General features: G+C 73.1%; 18 protein-coding genes. 10 read left to right on the top strand and 8 right to left on the bottom strand.

Going from position 1 to position 18,959, the window contains the following annotated elements; genetic code table 11:
• Positions 1 to 19 precede the first annotated feature (19 nt).
• A complete protein-coding gene (qcrB, locus tag LN251_RS04395; protein ID WP_458243171.1) occupies positions 20 to 1,666 on the top strand; it encodes a cytochrome bc1 complex cytochrome b subunit in 1,647 nt (548 codons plus the stop codon).
• On the opposite strand, the gene LN251_RS04390 is transcribed toward qcrB, so the two are convergent.
• Both LN251_RS04390 and LN251_RS04385 read right to left on the bottom strand, forming a co-directional pair.
• Positions 1,641 to 2,612 (bottom strand): acyl-CoA dehydrogenase family protein, encoded by a 972-nt coding sequence (locus tag LN251_RS04390; protein WP_458243170.1) that lies wholly within the window; start codon positions 2,610 to 2,612, stop codon positions 1,641 to 1,643. The genes qcrB and LN251_RS04390 overlap by 26 nt on opposite strands.
• Positions 2,612 to 3,751 carry an acyl-CoA dehydrogenase family protein gene (locus LN251_RS04385; RefSeq protein ID WP_458243265.1) on the bottom strand — a complete coding sequence of 380 codons (1,140 nt, stop codon included), beginning with the start codon at positions 3,749 to 3,751 and terminating at the stop codon, positions 2,612 to 2,614. Before LN251_RS04385 ends, LN251_RS04390 begins: the two co-directional genes overlap by 1 nt.
• Before the next feature lie 50 nt (positions 3,752 to 3,801).
• Between LN251_RS04385 and LN251_RS04380 the strand changes: the two genes are divergently transcribed.
• From LN251_RS04380 to LN251_RS04370, 3 genes are read left to right on the top strand one after another with little or no spacing between them, the layout of a single operon-like run.
• Positions 3,802 to 4,593: an SDR family oxidoreductase gene (locus LN251_RS04380; RefSeq protein ID WP_458243169.1), complete on the top strand. Its 792-nt coding sequence runs from the start codon at positions 3,802 to 3,804 to the stop codon at positions 4,591 to 4,593.
• Positions 4,594 to 4,608: 15 nt separating this feature from the next.
• Positions 4,609 to 5,220, top strand: coding sequence for a TetR/AcrR family transcriptional regulator (locus LN251_RS04375; RefSeq protein ID WP_058925909.1), 612 nt, complete (start codon positions 4,609 to 4,611; stop codon positions 5,218 to 5,220).
• Between the two features lie 17 nt (positions 5,221 to 5,237).
• Positions 5,238 to 6,395, top strand: a complete 1,158-nt coding sequence (locus tag LN251_RS04370; RefSeq protein ID WP_458243168.1) for an acetyl-CoA C-acetyltransferase — start codon at positions 5,238 to 5,240, stop codon at positions 6,393 to 6,395.
• Here the strand turns inward: LN251_RS04370 and LN251_RS04365 are convergent.
• Genes LN251_RS04365 through LN251_RS04350 form a run of 4 tightly spaced genes read right to left on the bottom strand, consistent with a single transcriptional unit; the run spans position 6,379 to position 9,733 of the window.
• Positions 6,379 to 7,428, bottom strand: coding sequence for an NAD(P)H-dependent flavin oxidoreductase (locus tag LN251_RS04365; protein ID WP_458243167.1), 1,050 nt, complete (start codon positions 7,426 to 7,428; stop codon positions 6,379 to 6,381). The genes LN251_RS04370 and LN251_RS04365 overlap by 17 nt on opposite strands.
• Positions 7,429 to 7,430: 2 nt before the next feature.
• Positions 7,431 to 8,144, bottom strand: coding sequence for a CoA-transferase subunit beta (locus LN251_RS04360; RefSeq protein ID WP_458243166.1), 714 nt, complete (start codon positions 8,142 to 8,144; stop codon positions 7,431 to 7,433).
• Positions 8,141 to 8,956, bottom strand: a complete 816-nt coding sequence (locus LN251_RS04355; RefSeq protein ID WP_458243165.1) for a CoA transferase subunit A — start codon at positions 8,954 to 8,956, stop codon at positions 8,141 to 8,143. The genes LN251_RS04360 and LN251_RS04355 overlap by 4 nt, the downstream gene beginning before the upstream one ends.
• Positions 8,957 to 9,733, bottom strand: coding sequence for an enoyl-CoA hydratase family protein (locus LN251_RS04350; protein ID WP_458243164.1), 777 nt, complete (start codon positions 9,731 to 9,733; stop codon positions 8,957 to 8,959). It lies immediately after the preceding gene.
• A 54-nt stretch (positions 9,734 to 9,787) separates the two neighbouring features.
• Here LN251_RS04350 and LN251_RS04345 point away from each other — a divergent pair, with 54 nt between their 5' ends.
• Both LN251_RS04345 and LN251_RS04340 read left to right on the top strand, forming a co-directional pair.
• Complete coding sequence (locus tag LN251_RS04345) at positions 9,788 to 10,528, top strand: SDR family oxidoreductase (protein WP_458243163.1); 741 nt, start codon at positions 9,788 to 9,790, stop codon at positions 10,526 to 10,528.
• A 1-nt stretch (position 10,529) separates the two neighbouring features.
• Positions 10,530 to 11,435, top strand: coding sequence for an SDR family oxidoreductase (locus tag LN251_RS04340; protein WP_458243162.1), 906 nt, complete (start codon positions 10,530 to 10,532; stop codon positions 11,433 to 11,435).
• Positions 11,436 to 11,447: 12 nt separating this feature from the next.
• Here LN251_RS04340 and LN251_RS04335 read toward each other — a convergent pair whose 3' ends face one another.
• Both LN251_RS04335 and LN251_RS04330 read right to left on the bottom strand, forming a co-directional pair.
• Positions 11,448 to 12,341, bottom strand: coding sequence for a hypothetical protein (locus LN251_RS04335; protein WP_458243161.1), 894 nt, complete (start codon positions 12,339 to 12,341; stop codon positions 11,448 to 11,450).
• 37 nt (positions 12,342 to 12,378) lie between these two features.
• A complete protein-coding gene (locus tag LN251_RS04330) occupies positions 12,379 to 14,178 on the bottom strand; it encodes a glycoside hydrolase family 35 protein (protein WP_458243160.1) in 1,800 nt (599 codons plus the stop codon).
• Positions 14,179 to 14,282: 104 nt separating this feature from the next.
• Here LN251_RS04330 and LN251_RS04325 point away from each other — a divergent pair, with 104 nt between their 5' ends.
• The 4 genes from LN251_RS04325 (at position 14,283) to pepN (ending at position 18,777) form a co-directional block, all read left to right on the top strand.
• Positions 14,283 to 15,173, top strand: a complete 891-nt coding sequence (locus tag LN251_RS04325) for a helix-turn-helix domain-containing protein (protein ID WP_458243159.1) — start codon at positions 14,283 to 14,285, stop codon at positions 15,171 to 15,173.
• A gap of 11 nt (positions 15,174 to 15,184) precedes the next feature.
• The gene (locus tag LN251_RS04320; protein ID WP_058925918.1) at positions 15,185 to 15,535 is read left to right on the top strand and encodes a chorismate mutase; all 351 of its coding nucleotides are present in this window, start codon (positions 15,185 to 15,187) and stop codon (positions 15,533 to 15,535) included.
• 141 nt (positions 15,536 to 15,676) lie between these two features.
• The gene (locus tag LN251_RS04315; RefSeq protein ID WP_458243158.1) at positions 15,677 to 16,234 is read left to right on the top strand and encodes a response regulator; all 558 of its coding nucleotides are present in this window, start codon (positions 15,677 to 15,679) and stop codon (positions 16,232 to 16,234) included.
• A gap of 56 nt (positions 16,235 to 16,290) precedes the next feature.
• Positions 16,291 to 18,777, top strand: coding sequence for an aminopeptidase N (pepN, locus tag LN251_RS04310; protein ID WP_458243157.1), 2,487 nt, complete (start codon positions 16,291 to 16,293; stop codon positions 18,775 to 18,777).
• The last annotated feature ends 182 nt before the right edge of the window (positions 18,778 to 18,959 follow it).

Raw genomic sequence — 18,959 nt, 5'->3', positions numbered from 1 at the left:
ACGGGGAGGCGACGAACGTATGGACGGCGCACGTGCGGACAACGACAGGGCTTCCGCCGGCCGGGGGCCCGCGGGCAAGGGCGAGAAGGTCGCCGACTGGGCCGACGGGCGGCTCGGCCTCTACGCGCTGGCCAAGGCCAACATGCGCAAGGTCTTTCCGGACCACTGGTCCTTCATGCTCGGCGAGATCTGCCTGTACAGCTTCATCATCCTGATCCTCACCGGGATCTACCTGACCCTGTTCTTCGAGCCCAGCGGCGTCGAGGTCGTCTACCACGGCTCGTACGTGCCGCTCAACGGCGTCAGCATGACGCGGGCCTACGAGTCCACACTCGACATCAGCTTCGACGTGCGCGGCGGACTGCTGATCCGGCAGATCCACCACTGGGCGGCGCTGGTCTTCGTCACCGGCATGCTGGTGCACATGATGCGGGTGTTCTTCACCGGCGCCTTCCGCAAGCCCCGCGAGGTCAACTGGCTGTTCGGCTGGACCCTGCTGATGCTCGGCATCATCACCGGCCTGACCGGCTACTCGCTGCCCGACGACCTGCTCTCCGGCACCGGCATCCGCTTCGCCGACGGCGCGATCCTGTCGATCCCGATCGTCGGCACGTATCTGTCGATGTTCCTGTTCGGCGGGGAGTTCCCGGGCCACGACATCATCTCGCGGCTCTTCCCGGTCCACGTCCTGCTGCTGCCCGGGCTGATGCTGGGACTCGTGGTCGCCCACCTGATCCTGGTCTTCTACCACAAGCACACCCAGTACCCGGGGCCCGGACGCGACCAGAGGACCGTGGTCGGCATGCCCTTCCTGCCGGTCTACATGGCCAAGGCCGGCGGCTTCTTCTTCCTGGTCTTCGGCGTGCTGGCGGTCATGGGCGGCATCGCGAGCATCAACCCCGTGTGGGCCTTCGGCCCCTACCGCCCGGACCTCGTCACCACGGGCGCCCAGCCCGACTGGTACCTCGGCTTCTCCGAGGGCCTGATCCGGGTGATGCCGGGATGGGAGATCAACGCCTGGGGCCACACCCTGGTGCTGGGCGTCCTCATCCCCTTCTCGCTCTTCCCGCTGCTCCTGCTCGCCCTGGGCCTGTATCCCTTCGTCGAGGCGTGGATCACCGGTGACCGGCGCGAGCACCACATCCTGGACCGGCCGCGCAACACGCCCGTGCGCACCGGGCTGGGCGTGGCCTGGCTGGCGCTGTACGTGGTGCTGCTGATCGGCGGCGGCAACGACATCGTGGCCACGCATCTGCACCTGTCCATCAACGCGATCACCTGGTTCGTGCGGGTCGCCTTCTTCCTGGCGCCGGTCGTCGCGTTCGTCGTCACCAAACGGGTCTGCATGGGCCTGCAGCGCAAGGACCGGGACAAGGTGCTGCACGGCAGGGAGACCGGCACCATCACCCGGCTGCCGCAAGGCGAGTTCGTCGAGGTGCACGAGCCGCTGCCGCAGGACCAGATGTTCACCCTCACCCAGCACGAGCAGAACCCGCCCTACGAGATCGGGCCGCGTGTGGACGCCAACGGGGTGCGCCGGCCGGTGACCGTCTCCCAGCGGGTCCGGGCCCAGCTGTCCCGCGCCATGTTCGGGCCCGGGGCGCGGATCGAGAAGCCGACGCGGGAGGAGTACCGGGAGCTCACCAGCGGCGACCACCACCACTGACGACCAGCTCCCGGCACTCCCGGGGGCCGCCCCAGGCGGTGCGCAGCGCGCGGGCCTTGGTGAGCCACAGGGACAGATCGCACTCGGCTGTGTACCCGATCGCGCCGTGCAGCTGGAGGGCCGTGCGGGCGGTGGCGTACGCCGCCTCGCACGCGCCGACCTTGGCGGCGGCGATGTCGGCAGGGTCCAGGGTGAGCGCGGCCCCGAACAGCAGGGGGCGCGCGAACTCCAGCGCGATCTTCGCGTCCGCCAGCCGGTGCTTGACGGCCTGGAAGGAGCCGACGGGGACGCCGAACTGGGTGCGCTGCCCGACGTAGGCCACGGTCCGGTCGAGGAGGGCGAGACCGACACCGAGGGCCTGGGCGGCGGTGGTCAGGCGGGCGTGGTCGACGGCGGGGCCGAATCGGGCGCCCGCGCCGCCGAGGAGTTCACCGCCCTCGGGCAGGGGGGTGAGGCGGCGGGCGGGATCGAGGGAGCGGCTCACCGGGCCGTGACCGGCGGCGAGACGCACACCGTCGTGGGCCAGGGCGAGGCGGATGTCCGCCACTTCACCGTCCAGCGCGTACGACCCCTCGGACGCGACCGTCACCATCGTCTCCCCGCAGGCCAGCGCGGGGAGCAGATGCTTGGCGGGGCCGGTGTCCTCCAGACCGGCGAGCAGCACGGCCGCCGCGACGGTCTCCGCGAGCGGGCCCGGCACCGCGTGCCGGCCCAGCTCCACGAAGGCGACGACCAGTTCGACGGGCCGCGGGCCGACTCCGCCGTGCTCCTCGGGTACCGCGAGGCCGAAGACGCCCGCGTCGGCGATCCGGCGCCACAGCGCGCGCCCGCTCCCGTGCTCACCCCGGCTCCAGTCGCGTACCACCGACGGCGTGTCCGCGGCCGTCAGCAGGGCGTCCAGGGACGCGGCGAACGCGCGCTGCTCGGCGTCGAGGAGGAAGCGCATCAGCGGCGTCCCTTCGGCAGGCCCAGCAGGCGCTCGGCGACGATGTCGCGCTGGATCTCGTTCGTGCCCGCGTAGATCGGGCCGGCGAGGGAGAAGACGTACCCCTCGGACCAGGCGGTGTCCGCCAACTCGCCCTCCTCATCCAGCAGATCGAGTGCCGTCTCGTGCAGCGCGATGTCGTACTCGGACCAGAACACCTTGTTCATGCTGGACTCCGCTCCGAGGGAGGCGCCCTCCAGGAAGCGGCAGGCGGCGGCGTGGGTGAAGAGCTGGTAGGCGCGGGCGCCGATCAGGGCGTCGGCCACCCGGTCGCGCGCGTGCGGCGGGGCGCCCCGCTCCTGCCACAGCCCGAGGAGACGGCGGGCCGAGGCGAGATAGCGCCCGGGGGAGCGCAGCATCAGCCCCCGTTCGTTCCCGGCCGTCGCCATCGCGATCCGCCAGCCCTCGCCGGGCTCCCCGATCACGTCCTCGTCGGGCACGAACACCTCGTCCAGGAACAGCTCCGCGAAGGCGGGTCTGCCGTCGAGCCGTCCGATCGGGCGGACGGTGACCCCGGGGGCCCGCAGGTCGAACATCAGGTACGTCAGGCCCTGGTGCGGCTTCGGGGTGTCCGGGGCGCTGCGGAACAGCCCGAAGGCACGGTCGGCGAAGGCGGCCCGCGACGACCACGTCTTCTGCCCGCTCAGCCGCCAGCCGCCGTCCGCCCGCACGGCCCGGGACCGGAGGGAGGCCAGGTCCGAGCCCGCCTCCGGCTCCGACCACGCCTGCGCCCAGACCACCTCGCCGCTCGCCATCGACGGCAGCACCCGGGCCCGCTGCTCCGGCGTGCCGTGCGCGAAGAGGGTCGGCGCGAGCAGGCTGACGCCGTTCTGGCCGACCCGGCCGGGCGCGCCCGAGGCCCAGTACTCCTCCTCGAAGGCCAGCCAGCGGATCAGGCCCGCGTCCCGTCCGCCGTACTCCGCGGGCCAGTCGACGACCGACCAGCGGTCCGCGGCCAGTTCGGCCTCCCAGGCGCGGTGGGCCGCGAAGCCCTCCTCCGTCTCCAGGGACGGCAGGGGCTCGCGCGGCACATGGGCCGCCAGCCAGGCCCGCGCCTGGGCGCGGAAGGCCTCGTCGGCAGGCGAAGCGGTGAGGTCCACGGTCGTCACGCTCCTTCCCTAACAAGCATTTGGTAGATTAGCGTGGCCCTATGACAACGGTCGAGACTCCGGCCTACGTGCCCGGGCACGGGCTGCTGAAGGGCCGCACCGCCGTCATCACCGCCGCGGCCGGCGCCGGCATCGGCGGCGCGACCGCGCGGCGCTTCCTGGAGGAGGGCGCGCGCGTGCTGATCAGCGACGCGCACGCACGCCGGCTGAAGGAGCACGAGGCCGAGCTGGCCGCGGAGTTCGGTGCCGATGCGGTCGGCGCGGCCGTGTGCGACGTGACCGACGAGACGCAGGTGCGGGCGCTGTTCGACACCGCCGTGCGCCGGCACGGACGGCTGGACGTCGTCGTCAACAACGCCGGTCTGGGCGGCACCTCGGACCTCGCCGACATGACCGACGAGCAGTGGTCGAGGGTGCTGGACGTGACGCTGAACGGCACGTTCCGGTGCACCCGGGCCGCCCTGCGCATCCTGCGCGCCCAGGGCGCCGGCGGGGCCGTCGTCAACAACGCCTCCGTCGTGGGCTGGCGCGCCCAGGCCGGGCAGGCGCACTACGCCGCCGCCAAGGCCGGGGTGATGGCGCTGACCCGATGCGCGGCGATCGAGGCCGCCGAGTACGGCGTGCGGGTCAACGCGGTCTCGCCGAGCCTCGCCATGCACCCGCACCTGGTGAAGGTGACCACGCCCGAGCTGCTCGACGAGCTGACCTCCCGCGAGGCCTTCGGGCGGTACGCCGAGCCCTGGGAGGTGGCCAACGTGATCGTGTTCCTGGCGTCCGGCTACTCCTCGTACATGACCGGCGAGGTCGTCGCCGTCAGCAGCCAGCACGCCTAGGACGAGAATGTACCCGTGCCGACCAAGAAGAAGCCCCAGGTGACCGCCGCTGCCGAGCGGCGCCGCGAACTCCTCGGCACCGCCGCCGAGGTGTTCGCCGAACAGGGCTACAACGCGACGACCGTACGCAAGATCGCCGACCACGCGGGCATGCTCGCGGGCAGCCTCTACTACCACTTCGACTCCAAGGAATCGATGCTGGAGGAGATCCTGCGCACCTTCCTCGACGAGCTGTGGGCCGGCTACGACGCCGTCCTCGAAGCCGAGTCGGGGCCGCGGGAGACGCTGGAGGCCCTGGTCACGGAGTCGTTCCGGGAGATCGACCGGCATCGCGCCGCGGTCGCGATCTACCAGAAGGAGAGCCGGCAACTGGTGGCGCAGGAGCGGTTCGCGTTCCTCGCCGAGTCCCAGCGCAGGTTCGAGAAGGCGTGGCTGTCCACGCTGGAACGCGGAGTCGCCGCCCGGGTGTTCCGGGCCGACCTCGACGTCCGTCTGACCTACCGGTTCGTGCGCGACACCGTGTGGGTCGCCGCGTCCTGGTACCGGCCGGGCGGACAGCACAGCCCGGAGGAGATCGCCCGGCAGTACCTGTCGATGGTGCTGGACGGGATCGCCGTACGCACCTGACCCAATGGGGAGTCGCCATGGCCGAGGCCTACATCGTCGAAGCGGTCCGAACGCCCGTGGGGCGGCGCGGAGGGGGGCTGAGCGGCGTCCACCCGGCCGATCTCGGCGCGCACGTGCTCAAGGAGCTGATGACGCGCGCGGGCGTGGACCCGGCCGCCGTCGAGGACGTCGTCCTCGGCTGTCTGGACGCCGTCGGGCCGCAGGCCGGGGACATCGCGCGGACCTGCTGGCTGGCGGCCGGACTGCCCGAGGAGGTGCCGGGCGTCACCGTCGACCGGCAGTGCGGCTCCTCGCAGCAGGCCGTGCACTTCGCGGCGCAGGGCGTGCTGTCCGGCACCCAGGACCTGGTGGTCGCGGGCGGGGTGCAGAACATGTCGATGATCCCCATCGCCTTCGCCACCCGGCAGGCCGCCGAGCCCCTCGGACTCACCCAGGGCCCCTTCGCCGGCAGCGAGGGCTGGCGGGCCCGGTACGGCGACCAGCCCGTCAACCAGTTCGTGGGCGCCGAGATGATCGCCGCGAAGTGGGGGATCACCCGGCGCGACCAGGAGGAGTTCGCCCTGCGCTCGCACCGGCGGGCGCTGCGCGCCATCGACGAGGGCCGGTTCGAGCGGGAGATCGTGGCGCTCGGCGAGGCCGCCGTCGACGAGGGGCCGCGCCGGGACACCTCGCTCGAGAAGATGGCCGGGCTGAAGCCGGTCCTCGACGGCGGCACCATCACCGCCGCCTGCTCCTCCCAGGTCTCCGACGGCGCCGCCGCGATGCTGCTGGCCTCGGAGCGGGCGGTGCGCGAGCACGGACTGACGCCACGCGCGCGCGTGCACCACCTCTCCGTGCGCGGCGAGGACCCGATCCGGATGCTGTCCGCGCCCATCCCGGCCACCGTCCATGCCCTGAAGAAGACCGGCATGACCCTCGACGACATCGACCTCGTCGAGATCAACGAGGCCTTCGCGCCGGTCGTCCTGGCCTGGCTGAAGGAGACCGGCGCCGACCCGGACAAGGTCAACGTCAACGGCGGCGCGATCTCCCTCGGCCACCCCCTCGGCGCGACCGGCACCCGCCTGATGACGACCCTGCTGCACGAACTGGAGCGCACCGGCGGTCGGTTCGGCCTGCAGACCATGTGCGAGGGCGGCGGACAGGCCAACGTGACGATCATCGAGAGGCTGTGAGCCGCTCCCGCACCCCGTCGGCCTCCTTCATGATCCGCTCCACCACTTCGGCGCACGACGGCAGGTCGTCGATCACCCCGGCGACCTGCCCGGCCGCCATCACCCCGAGGTCCGTACGGCCGTCCACCATCGCGGCCTTCAGCAGCATCGGGGTGTTCGCGGCGAGCAGCACCTGACTCCAGGACAGCTCCTTGCCGTGCTTCAGGGCGAACCCGTCGCGCACCATCCGCCGCCAGGTCAGCCCGGACAGCTTCCGGAAGCCGGCCGCCCGCCGGACCGCGTGGAACAGCGCCCGCGCCCGCCCGGCCTCCTCCAGCTCGCCCACCAGCTCCGTCCGCAGCATCCGGTGCGGCAGCCCGTCCACGGCCCTGGTCACGGTGACGTCCTTGACGCTCGCCGCCAGATACCGCGCCTTCACGCCGTCGGGCACGGTCGAGTCGGAGGTGAGCAGGAACCGCGTGCCCATCGCGACCCCCGCCGCCCCGTACGCCAGCGCCGCGACCAGCCCCCGCCCGTCGAAGAAGCCCCCCGCCGCCACGACCGGTATCCGTACGGCGTCCACCACCTGCGGCAGCAGGACCGTCGTCGCCACCTCGCCGGTGTGTCCGCCGCCCTCGCCGCCCTGCACGATCACGGCGTCCGCTCCCCAGGCGGCGACCTTCTCCGCGTGCCGCCGCGCGCCGATGGAGGGGATGACGAGAACGCCCGCCTCCTTCAGCTCGGCGATCAGCACGGGGGAGGGCGCGAGGGCGAAGGAGGCGACCCGGACGCCCTCCTCGATCATGACGCGGACCCGGTCGCCCGCGTCCGCCGCGTCGGCCCGCAGATTCACCCCGAACGGCGCGTCCGTCCGGGAGCGGACCTCGCGCACCGCCTCCCGCAGCCGGTCGACGGTCATGGTCGCGGAGGCCAGGATGCCGAGCGCGCCCGCGTTCGCCGTGGCGGCGACCAGACGGGGGCCGGCCACCCAGCCCATGCCGGTCTGCACGATCGGATGCCGGACCCCGACCAGCCGGGTGAGCGCGGTGTCCATCGTCAGGAGACCTCCCTGGCGCGGGCGCCCGTCTGGTCCAGCACCTCGCGGACGAGTCGCAGCTCCTCGGCGGTGGGCTCGCGTGTGGGCGGTACCTCGTCCGGGACGGCCAGGGCGAACGAGGTCGCCTCCCTGACCTCCGCCACCGTGACCCCCGGATGCAGCGAGGCCAGCCGCATCGAGTGGTCCGGGGTGGCGAAGTCGAAGACGCCCAGGTCGGACACGACCCGCGGGATCCGGTGGAAACGCGCGCCGCCCGCGTGGTCGTACCCCACCCCGCACACCATGTCGACCTTCTCGACGAAGACCCGGCGCGAGTGCCGCGGGACCCAGTAACTGGTCGGATTGTTCAGGGTGTTCACGGGCGCTCCCCGCACCCCGAGCAGCTGGCGCTTGGGCCGCGCCCAGTCGCCGACGCAAGAGATGTTCTGGTTGCCGAACCGGTCGATCTGGCTCGCGCCCATCATCACGTGCCGCCGGCCGCCGGTGACGAACTCCAGGTGCCGCGGGTACGGCAGCCAGCCCTCCGGCGTCCCGTCCGGGCGGACCAGCATCGCCTCGCCGTCGGTCAGCAGCAGGTCCGGCGCGAAGGTGAGCCGCGCCAGCCGGGCGCCGAGCGCCGGGATCAGGCCCATCGGACTGGCCAGCACCTCGCCGTCGCCCCGCCAGGCCTCGGCGCACGCGATCACGCAGTACTCGGCACGGGTGACGGTCATGAACCCTCCCTCGCGGGCGAGTCGAGCAGGCGTCGGGCGTACTCCGGCCAGGGCGTGGTGGCGTACTCCCGTTGCGCGGCCTCGTCCCGGCCGTAGTCCGGCGCGCAGGAGGTGAAGTGCGCGCCGCCCGGGGCCTCGACGACACCGGTGACGGTGTGCCGTCCGATCAGCAGCGTCTGCGGCGCCGCCTCCTTGGTCAGCTCGGCGGTGTCCACGATCCGCTCGCACGACACGTACGCCTCGTCCGCCGCCTCGCAGAACAGGTCGTCGAAGTACGGGTCCGGGCCCAGGTACTGCCCGTTGCCCAGCCGGTCGGCGCGGTTGACGTGCACCAGGGCCGCGTCCAGGCGCAGGGCGGGCATCGCCACGAACGTCTCGCCGTCGCCGTAGGGCGAAGTGACCGTGCGCAGGCCGGGGTTGACCCGCATCACGTCCGAACCGAGTCCGGCGCGCACCGGCAGGAAGGGCAGCCGGTTCGCCGCCGCGCGCAGCCCCCACAGGAACATCGCCTCGTCGATCTCCATGAGGTCGAACGCCCCGCGCTCGCGGGCCGCGCGGTAGTGCGGTTCGAGGGGGATGGAGTCCAGGGTGACGAACGCGGCGACCAGCTTCCGGACCCGCCCGGCGGCCGCCAGCATGCCGACGTCGGGACCGCCGTAGGAGACGACCGTCAGATCCCTGACGTCGGACCGCAGCAGCGCCCTGACCAGGGCCATCGGTTTGCGGCGTGAGCCCCAGCCGCCGATGCCGAGGGTCATGCCGCTGCGCAGCCGCCCGACCGCCTCGTCCGCGGTCATGGTCTTGTCGCCCACTCAGCCGCCCTCCTTGCCGAACCTGTCCCGGACCCGGTCGGCGACCCCGACCGTGCTCGCCTCGTACGTGAAGCCCTGCTCGAAGCGGTAGCTGCGGCGCACGTCGACGGGGTCGATGCCGTTGATGGCGGCCTTCGCCAGCCGCAGCAGCTCCCCGTCCTTGGCGGCGATCTCCCGCGCCAACTCCATTGCAGTGGAGTGGAGTTCGCCGCGTGGCACCACCCGCCACACCGAGCCGTGCGCGTGCAGCTCCGCCGCGGTCGCGGTGCGCGAGGTGTAGTACAGGGCGCGCATCAGGTGCTGCGGGACCAGCCGGGACAGGTGCGTGGCGGCGCCCAGGGCACCCCGGTCCAGCTCGGGCAGCCCGAAGGTGGCGTCCTCGCTCGCCACGATCACGTCCGCGTTCCCGACGAGTCCGATGCCGCCGCCCAGGCAGAACCCGTGCACGGCCGCCACCACCGGCACCTCGCACTCGTAGACCGCGGCGAACGCCTCGAAGCAGCCCCGGTTCGCGCCCGCCAGCGCGCCCGGGCCTTCCGCCTGGATCTCCTTGACGTTCACGCCCGCGTTGAAGCCCCGCCCCTCGGCCGTGAGCACCACGCACCGCACCCGCGGGTCGCGCCCGGCCGTGCGCACGGCGTCCGCCAGGGCGAACCAGCCCCGCACCGGCAGGGCGTTCACCGGCGGGAAGTCGACCGTGACGACGGCGATCGCGTCGTCGTCCGGTCCCCTTGCATCTTCCGGCCCCTTTTCCGGGGACGAGGTGGAGACACCCATGGAAGCATCAGCTACCTTTCCACCAAACGTTTGTTAGGTGGAGGGTAGCGGCGAATGGAGTGGGACGGGAAGGTCGCGGTCGTCACCGGCGGCACGCGCGGCGTCGGCGCCGGGATCGCGCGGGCCTTCGCCGAGGCCGGCGCACAGGTCGTGGTCTGCGCCCGCAGGCCGCCCGAAGTGCCGGTCGAGGGAGCCGTGTTCATGCCGCTGGACCTGCGCGACGCGGACGCCGTGCAGGACTTCTTCGCCGCGCTCTCCCGCGTCGACGTCCTCGTCAACAACGCGGGCGGCACGCCCTACCGGCGGCTGACGGCAGGGGACGCCCGGCGGCACGCGCGGGTGATCGAGCTGAACCTCCTCGCCCCGCTGACGGCGTCCCTCGCCGCGTACGGGCAACTGCGGCGCAGCGGAGGGTCGGTGGTGATGATCGGCAGCGTGAGCGGCGGCCGGCCCTCGCCCGGCTCGGCCGCCTACGGGGCGGCCAAGGCGGGCCTGGAGAGCCTCGCCCGCTCGATGGCCGTGGAGTGGGCACCCGAGGTGCGCGTCAACACCCTCGTCGTCGGCATGGTCCGCACCGAACTGTCCCCTCTGCACTACGGCGGCGAGGAGGGCGTCGAGGCCGTCGCCCGGACGGTGCCGCTCGGCCGCCTGGCCACACCCGCCGACGTCGGTGCCGCGGCGGTCTTCCTGGCCTCCGACGCCGCCGCCTACATCACCGGCGCGAGCCTGCTGGTGCACGGGGGCGGGGAGCGGCCCGCCTTCCTCGACGCCGCGACCGCCAACAAGGAGACGTGAGATGAGCGGAATCTGTCAGGGCCGGGTCGTCGCCGTCACCGGGGCCGGACGCGGCCTCGGGCGGGCGCACGCGCTGGCGTTCGCGGCGGAGGGCGCGCGGGTCGTCGTCAACGACCTGGGAGTCGGCCTGGACGGCACGCCGGGCCCCGACAGTCCGGCGGGGCGGGTCGTCGACGAGATCCGGGCGGCGGGCGGTGAGGCGGTCGCCCACGCCGGCGACATCGCGACCACCGAGGGCGCGGCCTCGCTCGTCGCGACCGCCCTGGAGGCCTACGGCCGTCTCGACACCCTCGTCAACAACGCGGGGTTCCTGCGCGACCGGATGCTGGTCAACCTCGGCGAGGACGACTGGGACGCCGTGCTGCGCGTGCACCTCAAGGGGCACTTCCTGCCGCTCAGACATGCCGCCGCGCACTGGCGGGCGGAGGCGAAGGCGGGCCGGACCCCGGTGGCCAGGGTCGTCCACACCAGCAGCGGGGCGGGCCTGCTGGGGTCGGTCGGGCAGGGCAACTACAGCGCCGCGAAGGCCGGCATCGTCGGTCTGACGCTGGTCGCCGCGGCCGAACTCGCCCGCTACGGCGTCCAGGTCAACGCGATCGCCCCCGCCGCCCGCACCCGCATGACGGAACGGACGTTCGCCGCGACGATGGCCGCCCCCGACGCCGGTTTCGACGCCATGGCCCCCGAGAACGTCGCCCCCCTCGTCGTCTGGCTCGGCTCCGCCGCGAGCGCCGGCGTGACGGGCCGGGTGTTCGAGGCGGAGGGCGGCCGGATCACCGTGATGGAGGGCTGGCGGCCGGGTCCGAGCGCCGACAAGGGGGCGCGGTGGAGCCCGGCGGAGGCGGGGGAGACGGCGCTGAAGCTGCTCGCGGAGGCCGAGACGCCGGGGGCGGTGTACGGCGCGTGACGGGGGCCTGCCCTAGGTGTCGCACTCCAGCACGGTCCTGCACAGCCCGCACCGCGCCCGCACCCGCCCCTTCACCGGCACCCTGATCCGCTGGTGGCAGGTCGGGCAGGGGAACGACACCCGCAGGGGGCCGTGCCCGTCGGGGGTGAAGCTGTACGGGACCTCCGGATGAGGGGTGCCGGCCCGGTCCTGGGCGTGGCGGCGGTCGCGGGCGTAGCGGCGGCGGCCCGCCCAGCCGGCCGCCGTCAGCGGGGGCTGCTGCTCGTCGCGGCGGGCCCGGACCATGCCCAGGGTGTAGGCCTCGTAGGCCTGGGGGCTGGTGAACCACACGGACGGGTCCTCGCCGAAGACCAGGGCCCGCTTCGCCAGGACGTAGCCGAACTCCTCCGGGGTGAGGTAGCCCAGCTTCTGCGAGGAGGCGGCGTCCTCCCGGTAGGCGTCCAGCAGCAGCCAGCCCGCGCCCAGGTAGGTCGCCGCCGTGTCCGTGAGGATCTCGTTCTCGCGGATGCCCGGGAAGGACAGGTCCAGGCGGTGCAGATACACGTGCATGATCTCGTGGGCCAGGGCGGCCCCGATGTCCCGGCGGTGCGTGCGGAAACGGTCGTTCAGTTCCACGAAGTACTCGGGGCCCGCGGCGAGTTCGACGTTCGCCGCGTGCGTCATCTCGCGGAAGCCGACGATCATCCGGGCGTCCGGGAGACGGTAGTGGCGCACCAGCTCGCGGGCCACGCGCTGGGTGCCCAGATGGAGGTCGTCGGTGTCGCAGAAGGCCACGTCGGCCGGGAGCACGCTGGCCGAGAAGGTGTGGATGGTGTCGTAGGACAACCGCTTGTAGAGCGCGGTGATGGCGGCCCGCACCGTCTCCAGGTGTGGGTAGCCGTGCTCGACCGGTCCGCCGTTCGCCACGCCTGAACCCCCAAGACGCCCTGAACCCGATTCCACTCTACGGGCAGGAGAGCGGATTTTCGCTGGTCGGGTTCCCGGCGCCGGGCGGCGGGACCGGGCGCAGCCGTACGGCCTCCGCGGACGCCTCCTCCAGGTCCAGCAGCCACACCTCGTTCTCGCCCTCGCGCAGCACCGGCCCCGGCACGTACAGCGATCGCTGCGGGCCGGCCGACCAGTAGCGACCCAGGCAGAAGCCGTTCAGCCACGCGAAACCCCGGGTGCGGCCCGGCAGTTCGAGCAGCGCGTCCCCGGCGCCGCGCACCGTGACGGTGCCCCGGTACAGGCCGCGGGCGCCGTCCTCGGCGTACGGCCGGAAGGGCACGTCCCCGATGTCGTCCAGCGCGTCCAGCCGCAGGCCACGCGCGCGTACCCCGTGCAGGTACTGCCGCTCGTGCAGCAGCCCGCCGGTGATGCCCTTGGGCTCACCGCTGCGGGGCCCGTAGTTGACCCGGCCCAGGGACTCCACCCACAGCTCCACGCGCGCGTGCCCGGCGACGGGCTCCTTGAGCTGCTCGTCGCCCTCGGCGAGCACCCCGGCCCGCTCCCCGTCGACGTACACCACGGCGAGGTCGCGCAGACCGCGCGCGATCAGCGGGTGGGGCTGCCGGGGCCCCGGGATCGTCGCCGCGTACCGCACCAGGCCGCGGTCCACGTCCAGCTCCTCGAAGGAGGGCGGCACGGGCGCCGTCGTCTCCGGGCCGCCGCGGGCCTCCAGTACGGCGTCCAGGGACGCCCGGCCGGTCAGCCGCACCTCGGCCGGCGCGCCCAGCGCCGGGGGAGCGGGCGGCACCTCGGGCAGCGGGCCCCCGGCGTACGCGGCGAGCACCTCGCGGAACCGCCGGAACTTCTCGGTCGGGCGGCCGCACTCGTCGACGGGGGCGTCGTAGTCGTAGGAGGTCGTGTCCGGCTCCAGCGGACCGTCGTGCAGGGCGCCGCCGCCCCGGTTGGCGCCCGCCCAGCCGCCGAAGCTGGTGCCGCCGTGCGCCATGTAGAGGTTGACGGAGGCGCCGTACTCCAGGATCTCGCGCAGCGCGGCCGCCGCGTCCTGGGCGTCCCGGGTGACATGGGGGCCGCCCCAGTGGTCGAACCAGCCGCACCAGAACTCCATGCACATCAGCGGCCCCGCGGGACGCCGGCGGCGCAGGGCCGCGAACGCCTCGCGCGCCTGGGAGCCGAAGTTCACGGTGGCGAGGACGCCCGGAACCGAGCCGCCGGACAGCATGTGGTCCTCGGGGCCGTCGGAGGTGCACAGCGGAACCGTGACGCCGAGCTCGCGCAGCAGCTCGGTCAGCCGGCGCAGATACACGGCGTCCGAGCCGTAGCTGCCGTACTCGTTCTCGACCTGGACCATGATCACGGGCCCGCCGCGGTCGATCTGCCGGGACGTGATCTGCGGCAGCAGCGCCGTGAACCAGCGCCGCAGATGCTCCAGGAACCGCTCGTCCCGCGTACGCACGCGCGTGCCCAGCTCGCCCGTCAGCCAGTGCGGCAGCCCGCCGTTCTCCCACTCGGCGCAGATGTACGGCCCCGGCCGCACGACCGCCCACAACCCCGCCTCCCGGGCCGCGTCCAGGAACCGGCCGACGGCGGCCACGTCGTCGTGGACACCCGGCCCCGGCTCGTGCAGGTTCCACGGCACGTACGTCTCCACGCAGTTCAGGCCCATCGCCCGCAGCATCGCCAGCCGGTGACCCCAGTGCGCCTCGTGCACCCGGAAGTAGTGCAGCGCCCCGGAGAGCACCCGCACCGGCCGCCCGTCCAGCAGGAAGTCCGATTCCCCCACCGTGAACTCGCTCATGCGCCCCAGCCTCACCCCTGGCGGCGATCACGTCCATGGACAAAGATCGGCGCTGCTTGGACGAAAACGACGCCGGCGGGCAGGGGGAAAGGAGCAGCGCGCCGATGTACCACACCTGGATGCGGTTCTTCAGCCCCGGCCCCGCCCACCACCGCCTCGGCCTGGTCTGCCTGGGCGTCGGCCTGCAGTACGGCGCGCTGCCCACCGTCGGCCCCCGCACCCTCGGCCACCACGTCGCCGTCGTCATCAACGCCGGCACCGGCTGGTACCGCGCCCCCGACGGACGCCGTACGACCGTCACCGCGCCGGCACTGCTGTGGCTCACCCCCGGAGTGCCGCACCACTACGCGCCCGACCCCGACGGCGGCTGGGACGAGGGCTTCGTCGACTTCGCCGGACCCGCCACCGCCACGTACACCGAACTCGGCTACATCGAGCCGCACCGCCCCGTGGTGCCCCTCTCCGACGCCACCGGACCGCGCGCCGTCATCGGCCGCATGGCCCGCGCCGCCCGCCGCGGGAACCCTCTCCTGGAGGTCGAGACCGGCGCCGCCGTCCACGAACTCCTCGTGGCGCTGCGCCGTGCCCGCGCCGACCTCGCCCCGGACGGCGACGACGTCCTCAGGGCCCTCGCCCGCGACGCCTGTCTGCCGCTGAGCGTCGCCGACCACGCGGCCCGGCACGGCATGACCCCCGCCGAGCTGCGCACCGCCGTCCGGCGCGGCGCCGGATGCAGCCCCAAGGACTACCTGCTCGGCATCCGCCTCGGCCGCGCCAAGGAACTCCTCGCCGCCACCGAACTGCCCGTCGCCGCCGTCGCCCGCCGCGTCGGCTACGACGACCCGGCCTACTTCTCCCGCCTGTTCACCCGCCGCGTCGGCACCGCGCCGGTCCGCTTCCGCGCGCAGCAGTACCGCGCCGTCCCCGGCGGCTGGAGCGACCGGGTGCCCGACCCCGACGATCCGCCCATGATCGGGCCCGCGCCCGCCCCGTAGGCTGTGCGCCCATGACCACCAGCAACAACGCGGCCGGAGGCGTCGACCCGGCCGTCCTCGCCGAACTGGCCCGGCTGCGCGACAGCATCGACAACATCGACGCGGCCGTCGTGCACATGCTCGCCGAACGCTTCAAGGCCACCCAGCAGGTCGGCCACCTCAAGGCCGCCCACCATCTGCCGCCCGCCGACCCGGCCCGCGAGGCCCGCCAGATCGAGCGCCTGCGGGGCCTGGCCGAAAGCGCCAAGCTCGACCCGGCGTTCGCTGAGAAGTTCCTGAACTTCATCATCGCCGAGGTCATCCGCCACCACGAGCGCATCGCGGAGGACGCCGTCAACGGCAGCGCGAAAACGGCGAATTGACCTCGGCGGATGCGGCAAATGAGGTGACAGGGCGGTCGCCGGGGAGCATGCTGCGCTGTGCACTGATCGTCAGCTGACGGACACGCCCCGTCAGTGGTTCGGTCATAAGCTGGTTGTCCCACGCGGGAGGGACGTCGGGCCATGCCGGATGCCAAGATCCTGATCGTCGACGACCACGAGGACACGCTGTACGCGCTGGAGAGCGCCCTGGTCCCGCTGGGCTACCAGCTGGGCCGCGCCACCAGCGGCGACGAAGCCCTCAAGCAGGTGCTTCGCGGGCAGGTCGGCCTCCTGGTCCTCGACGTCCGCATGCCCCGGGTCGGCGGCCTGGAGGTGGTGCGCTACATGCGCCGCGTGGAACAGACCCAGCACATCCCGGTCGTCCTGGTCACCGGTTTCGGCCCCGACCACGAACTGACCTCCGCCGCCTTCGGCCTCGGGGTCGCCGACCTCGTCATGAAACCCGTGGACCCCTGGGTCCTGCGCACCAAGGTCCGCTACCTCTACGACGCCCGCCGCCGCCAGCTCGCCCTGGAACAGGAGATCCGGGAACTGCGCGCCCTGGTCAAGGAGCATCCCGGCGCCACCGGAACGGACGAGCCCGGCCCCCGCGCCGCCCTGCCCCACCCGGACACCCGGGTGCCCCCGCAGCGGGCGTCCGAGGCGCACGACGGGGAGCTCGAGCAGGACCGGACATAGGCCGCGTACCGATCCGCCTCTGTGCCGTGTCAGCGGCATCGGGCAGCATTACCCGCATGTCCGTACTGACGCGCGACGAAGCGCAGACCCGTGCCAGGCTCCTCGACGTCCACCGCTACTCGATCGAGCTCGATCTGACCACCGGCGACGAGACCTTCGACTCCCGCACCGTCATCCGCTTCAGCGCCCGCACGGACGCCACCACCTTCGTCGAGCTCAAGCCCGCCGAGCTGCGCGCCGCCACCCTCGACGGCATGCCCCTGGACCCGGCGAGCCTCGACGGCAACCGCCTGCCCCTGGAGAACCTCACCGCCGGCGAGCACGAGCTGCGCGTCGAGGCCGCCATGCGCTACTCCCGCACCGGCGAGGGCATGCACCGCTTCACCGACCCCACCGACGGCGAGACCTACGTCTACACCCAGCTGTTCCTGGACGACGTCCAGCGCGTCTTCGCCGCCTTCGACCAGCCCGACCTGAAGTCCGTCTTCGAACTGACCGTGACGGCCCCCGACGGCTGGACGATCCTCGCCAACGGCATCACCGAGCGCCTCGACGACGGCCGCTGGCAGGCCGCCCCCACGCCCCTGATCTCCACCTACCTCGTCGCCGTCGCCGCCGGCCCCTGGCACTCCGTGCGCACCGAGCACCGCGGGCTGCCCTTCGGCCTGCACTGCCGCCGCTCGCTCGCCCCCTACCTGGACCCGGACGCCGACGAGCTGTTCGAGATCACCCGGCAGTGCTTCGACCGCTACCACGAGAAGTTCGAGGAGCCCTACCCCTTCGACTCCTACGACCAGGCGTTCGTCCCCGAGTTCAACGCCGGCGCCATGGAGAACCCGGGCCTGGTCACCTTCCGCGACGAGTTCGTCTACCGCTCCGCCGTCACCGACACCGAGCGCCAGACCCGCGCCATGGTCGTCGCCCACGAGATGGCCCACATGTGGTTCGGCGACCTGGTCACCCTGCGCTGGTGGGACGACATCTGGCTGAACGAGTCCTTCGCCGAGTACATGGGCTACCAGACCCTCACCGAGGCCACCCGCTTCACCGACACCTGGACCGACTTCGGCGTCGCCCGCAAGGCCTGGGGCTACGACGCCGACCAGCGCCCCTCCACCCACCCCGTCGCCCCCGAGAACGTCGACGACACGGCCTCCGCCCTGCTCAACTTCGACGGCATCTCCTACGCCAAGGGCGCCTCCGTGCTGCGCCAGCTCGTCGCCTGGCTGGGCGAGAAGGACTTCCTGGCCGGCATCAACACCCACTTCGCCCGCCACCGGTTCGCCAACGCCGGCCTCGCCGACTTCATCGACTCCCTCGCCTCCGCCACCGAGCGCGACGTCCACGCCTGGGCCGACGCCTGGCTGCGCACCACCGGCGTCGACACCCTCAGGCCCGTGGTGACCCGCGCCGACGAGGGCACGTACACCCTTCGAATCGAGCACACCGGCAGCCGCCCGCACCGCGTCGCCGTCGGCCTCTACGACCAGGACGTCGCCGACGAGAGCCGCCACCTGGTGCTGCGCCGGCGCCTCGACCTCGACGTCCCGCTTCCCGAGCCCCACTCCCTCGGCAAGCGCCCCGCCCTGCTCGTGCTCAACGACGGCGACCTCACCTACGCCAAGATCCGCTTCGACGCGGAGTCCTTCGAGACGGTGCGGGCCAACCTGTGCGGCCTGCCCGACCCGCTCACCCGCGCGGTCGTCTGGAACGCCCTTCGCGACAGCGTCCGCGACGGCGAACTGGCGCCCACCGCCTACCTGGAGACGGCCCGCGCCCACCTCCCGCACGAGACCGACCTCGCCCTCGTCCAGGGCGTCCTCGCCTTCGCCACCGCCCAGGTCGCCGGCCGCTACATCGCCCCCGAGGGCCGCCCCGCCGCCCTGGCCACCCTCTCCTCCCTGTGCCGCGACCTGATCCGCCGCACCGAGGACGGCGACAACCCCGGCCTGCGCCTGATCGCCGTGCGCCACTTCATCGACGTCGCCGCCCAGCCCGACACGATCGCCGCCTGGCTCGCCGACGGCACCGTCCCCGGCGGCCCGGAACTCGACCCCGAGCTGCGCTGGCGGGTCCTGGCCCGCCTCGCCGTCCTCGGCGCCGTCGACGAGGCGGAGATCGCCACCGAACTCGACCGCGACCTGTCGGCCACCGGCCAGGAGGGCGCCGCCCGCTGCCGGGCCGCCCTGCCGGACGAGGCGGGCAAGGCCAAGGCGTGGGAGGCCATGTTCGGCGGCGACGACCTGTCCAACTACCTCTTCATCGCCACCGCCCAGGGCTTCTGGCAGCCCGAACAGGCCGACCTGGTCGGCCCGTACGTGGCCCGTTACTACGAGGACGCCGTCGCCGTCTCCGCCCGCCGCGGCCCCGCCATCGCCGACGCCGCCGGCCGCTCGGCCTTCCCGGTGCACGCCGTCGACACGGAGACGCTGCGGCTGGGCGAGGCGTGCCTGCGCGACGCCGACCTCATCCCGGCCCTGCGCCGCAAGCTCGTCGACCAACTCGACGACCTGCGCCGCGCGCTGCGGGTGAGGGAGGGCTAAAGGCACAGCCCAGAACTCCGGGGCTGTGCCAGGACGCCGGGGCCGTTGCGCCCGTCGCCATCGCGACGGACCGCAGCGGCCCCGACACGTCTTCCCCGCACGGCAGTACCCCCTTTCGGGTTCCGATCGTTGAACTTTTCGGGCACGCGCGCCCATCCGCGTACAAGCTGGAACTCCCTCTG

This window comes from Streptomyces sp. MAI_2237 (genome assembly GCF_054189285.1).
Note: the sequence above shows the minus strand (reverse complement) of the source record. Positions and strands in the feature narration are given on the sequence as shown.

What these genes read in the sequence shown, in the direction of transcription:
- LN251_RS04365 (WP_458243167.1), bottom strand. Translation starts at nt 7,428, where the DNA reads ATGGACACCGCGCTCACCCGGCTGGTCGGGGTCCGGCATCCGATCGTG.
- LN251_RS04350 (WP_458243164.1), bottom strand. Translation starts at nt 9,733, where the DNA reads ATGGGTGTCTCCACCTCGTCCCCGGAAAAGGGGCCGGAAGATGCAAGG.
- LN251_RS04325 (WP_458243159.1), top strand. Translation starts at nt 14,283, where the DNA reads ATGTACCACACCTGGATGCGGTTCTTCAGCCCCGGCCCCGCCCACCAC.
- qcrB (WP_458243171.1), top strand. Translation starts at nt 20, where the DNA reads ATGGACGGCGCACGTGCGGACAACGACAGGGCTTCCGCCGGCCGGGGG.
- LN251_RS04390 (WP_458243170.1), bottom strand. Translation starts at nt 2,612, where the DNA reads ATGCGCTTCCTCCTCGACGCCGAGCAGCGCGCGTTCGCCGCGTCCCTG.
- LN251_RS04340 (WP_458243162.1), top strand. Translation starts at nt 10,530, where the DNA reads ATGAGCGGAATCTGTCAGGGCCGGGTCGTCGCCGTCACCGGGGCCGGA.
- LN251_RS04370 (WP_458243168.1), top strand. Translation starts at nt 5,238, where the DNA reads ATGGCCGAGGCCTACATCGTCGAAGCGGTCCGAACGCCCGTGGGGCGG.
- pepN (WP_458243157.1), top strand. Translation starts at nt 16,291, where the DNA reads ATGTCCGTACTGACGCGCGACGAAGCGCAGACCCGTGCCAGGCTCCTC.
- LN251_RS04360 (WP_458243166.1), bottom strand. Translation starts at nt 8,144, where the DNA reads ATGACCGTCACCCGTGCCGAGTACTGCGTGATCGCGTGCGCCGAGGCC.
- LN251_RS04315 (WP_458243158.1), top strand. Translation starts at nt 15,677, where the DNA reads ATGCCGGATGCCAAGATCCTGATCGTCGACGACCACGAGGACACGCTG.
- LN251_RS04330 (WP_458243160.1), bottom strand. Translation starts at nt 14,178, where the DNA reads ATGAGCGAGTTCACGGTGGGGGAATCGGACTTCCTGCTGGACGGGCGG.
- LN251_RS04320 (WP_058925918.1), top strand. Translation starts at nt 15,185, where the DNA reads ATGACCACCAGCAACAACGCGGCCGGAGGCGTCGACCCGGCCGTCCTC.
- LN251_RS04345 (WP_458243163.1), top strand. Translation starts at nt 9,788, where the DNA reads ATGGAGTGGGACGGGAAGGTCGCGGTCGTCACCGGCGGCACGCGCGGC.
- LN251_RS04380 (WP_458243169.1), top strand. Translation starts at nt 3,802, where the DNA reads ATGACAACGGTCGAGACTCCGGCCTACGTGCCCGGGCACGGGCTGCTG.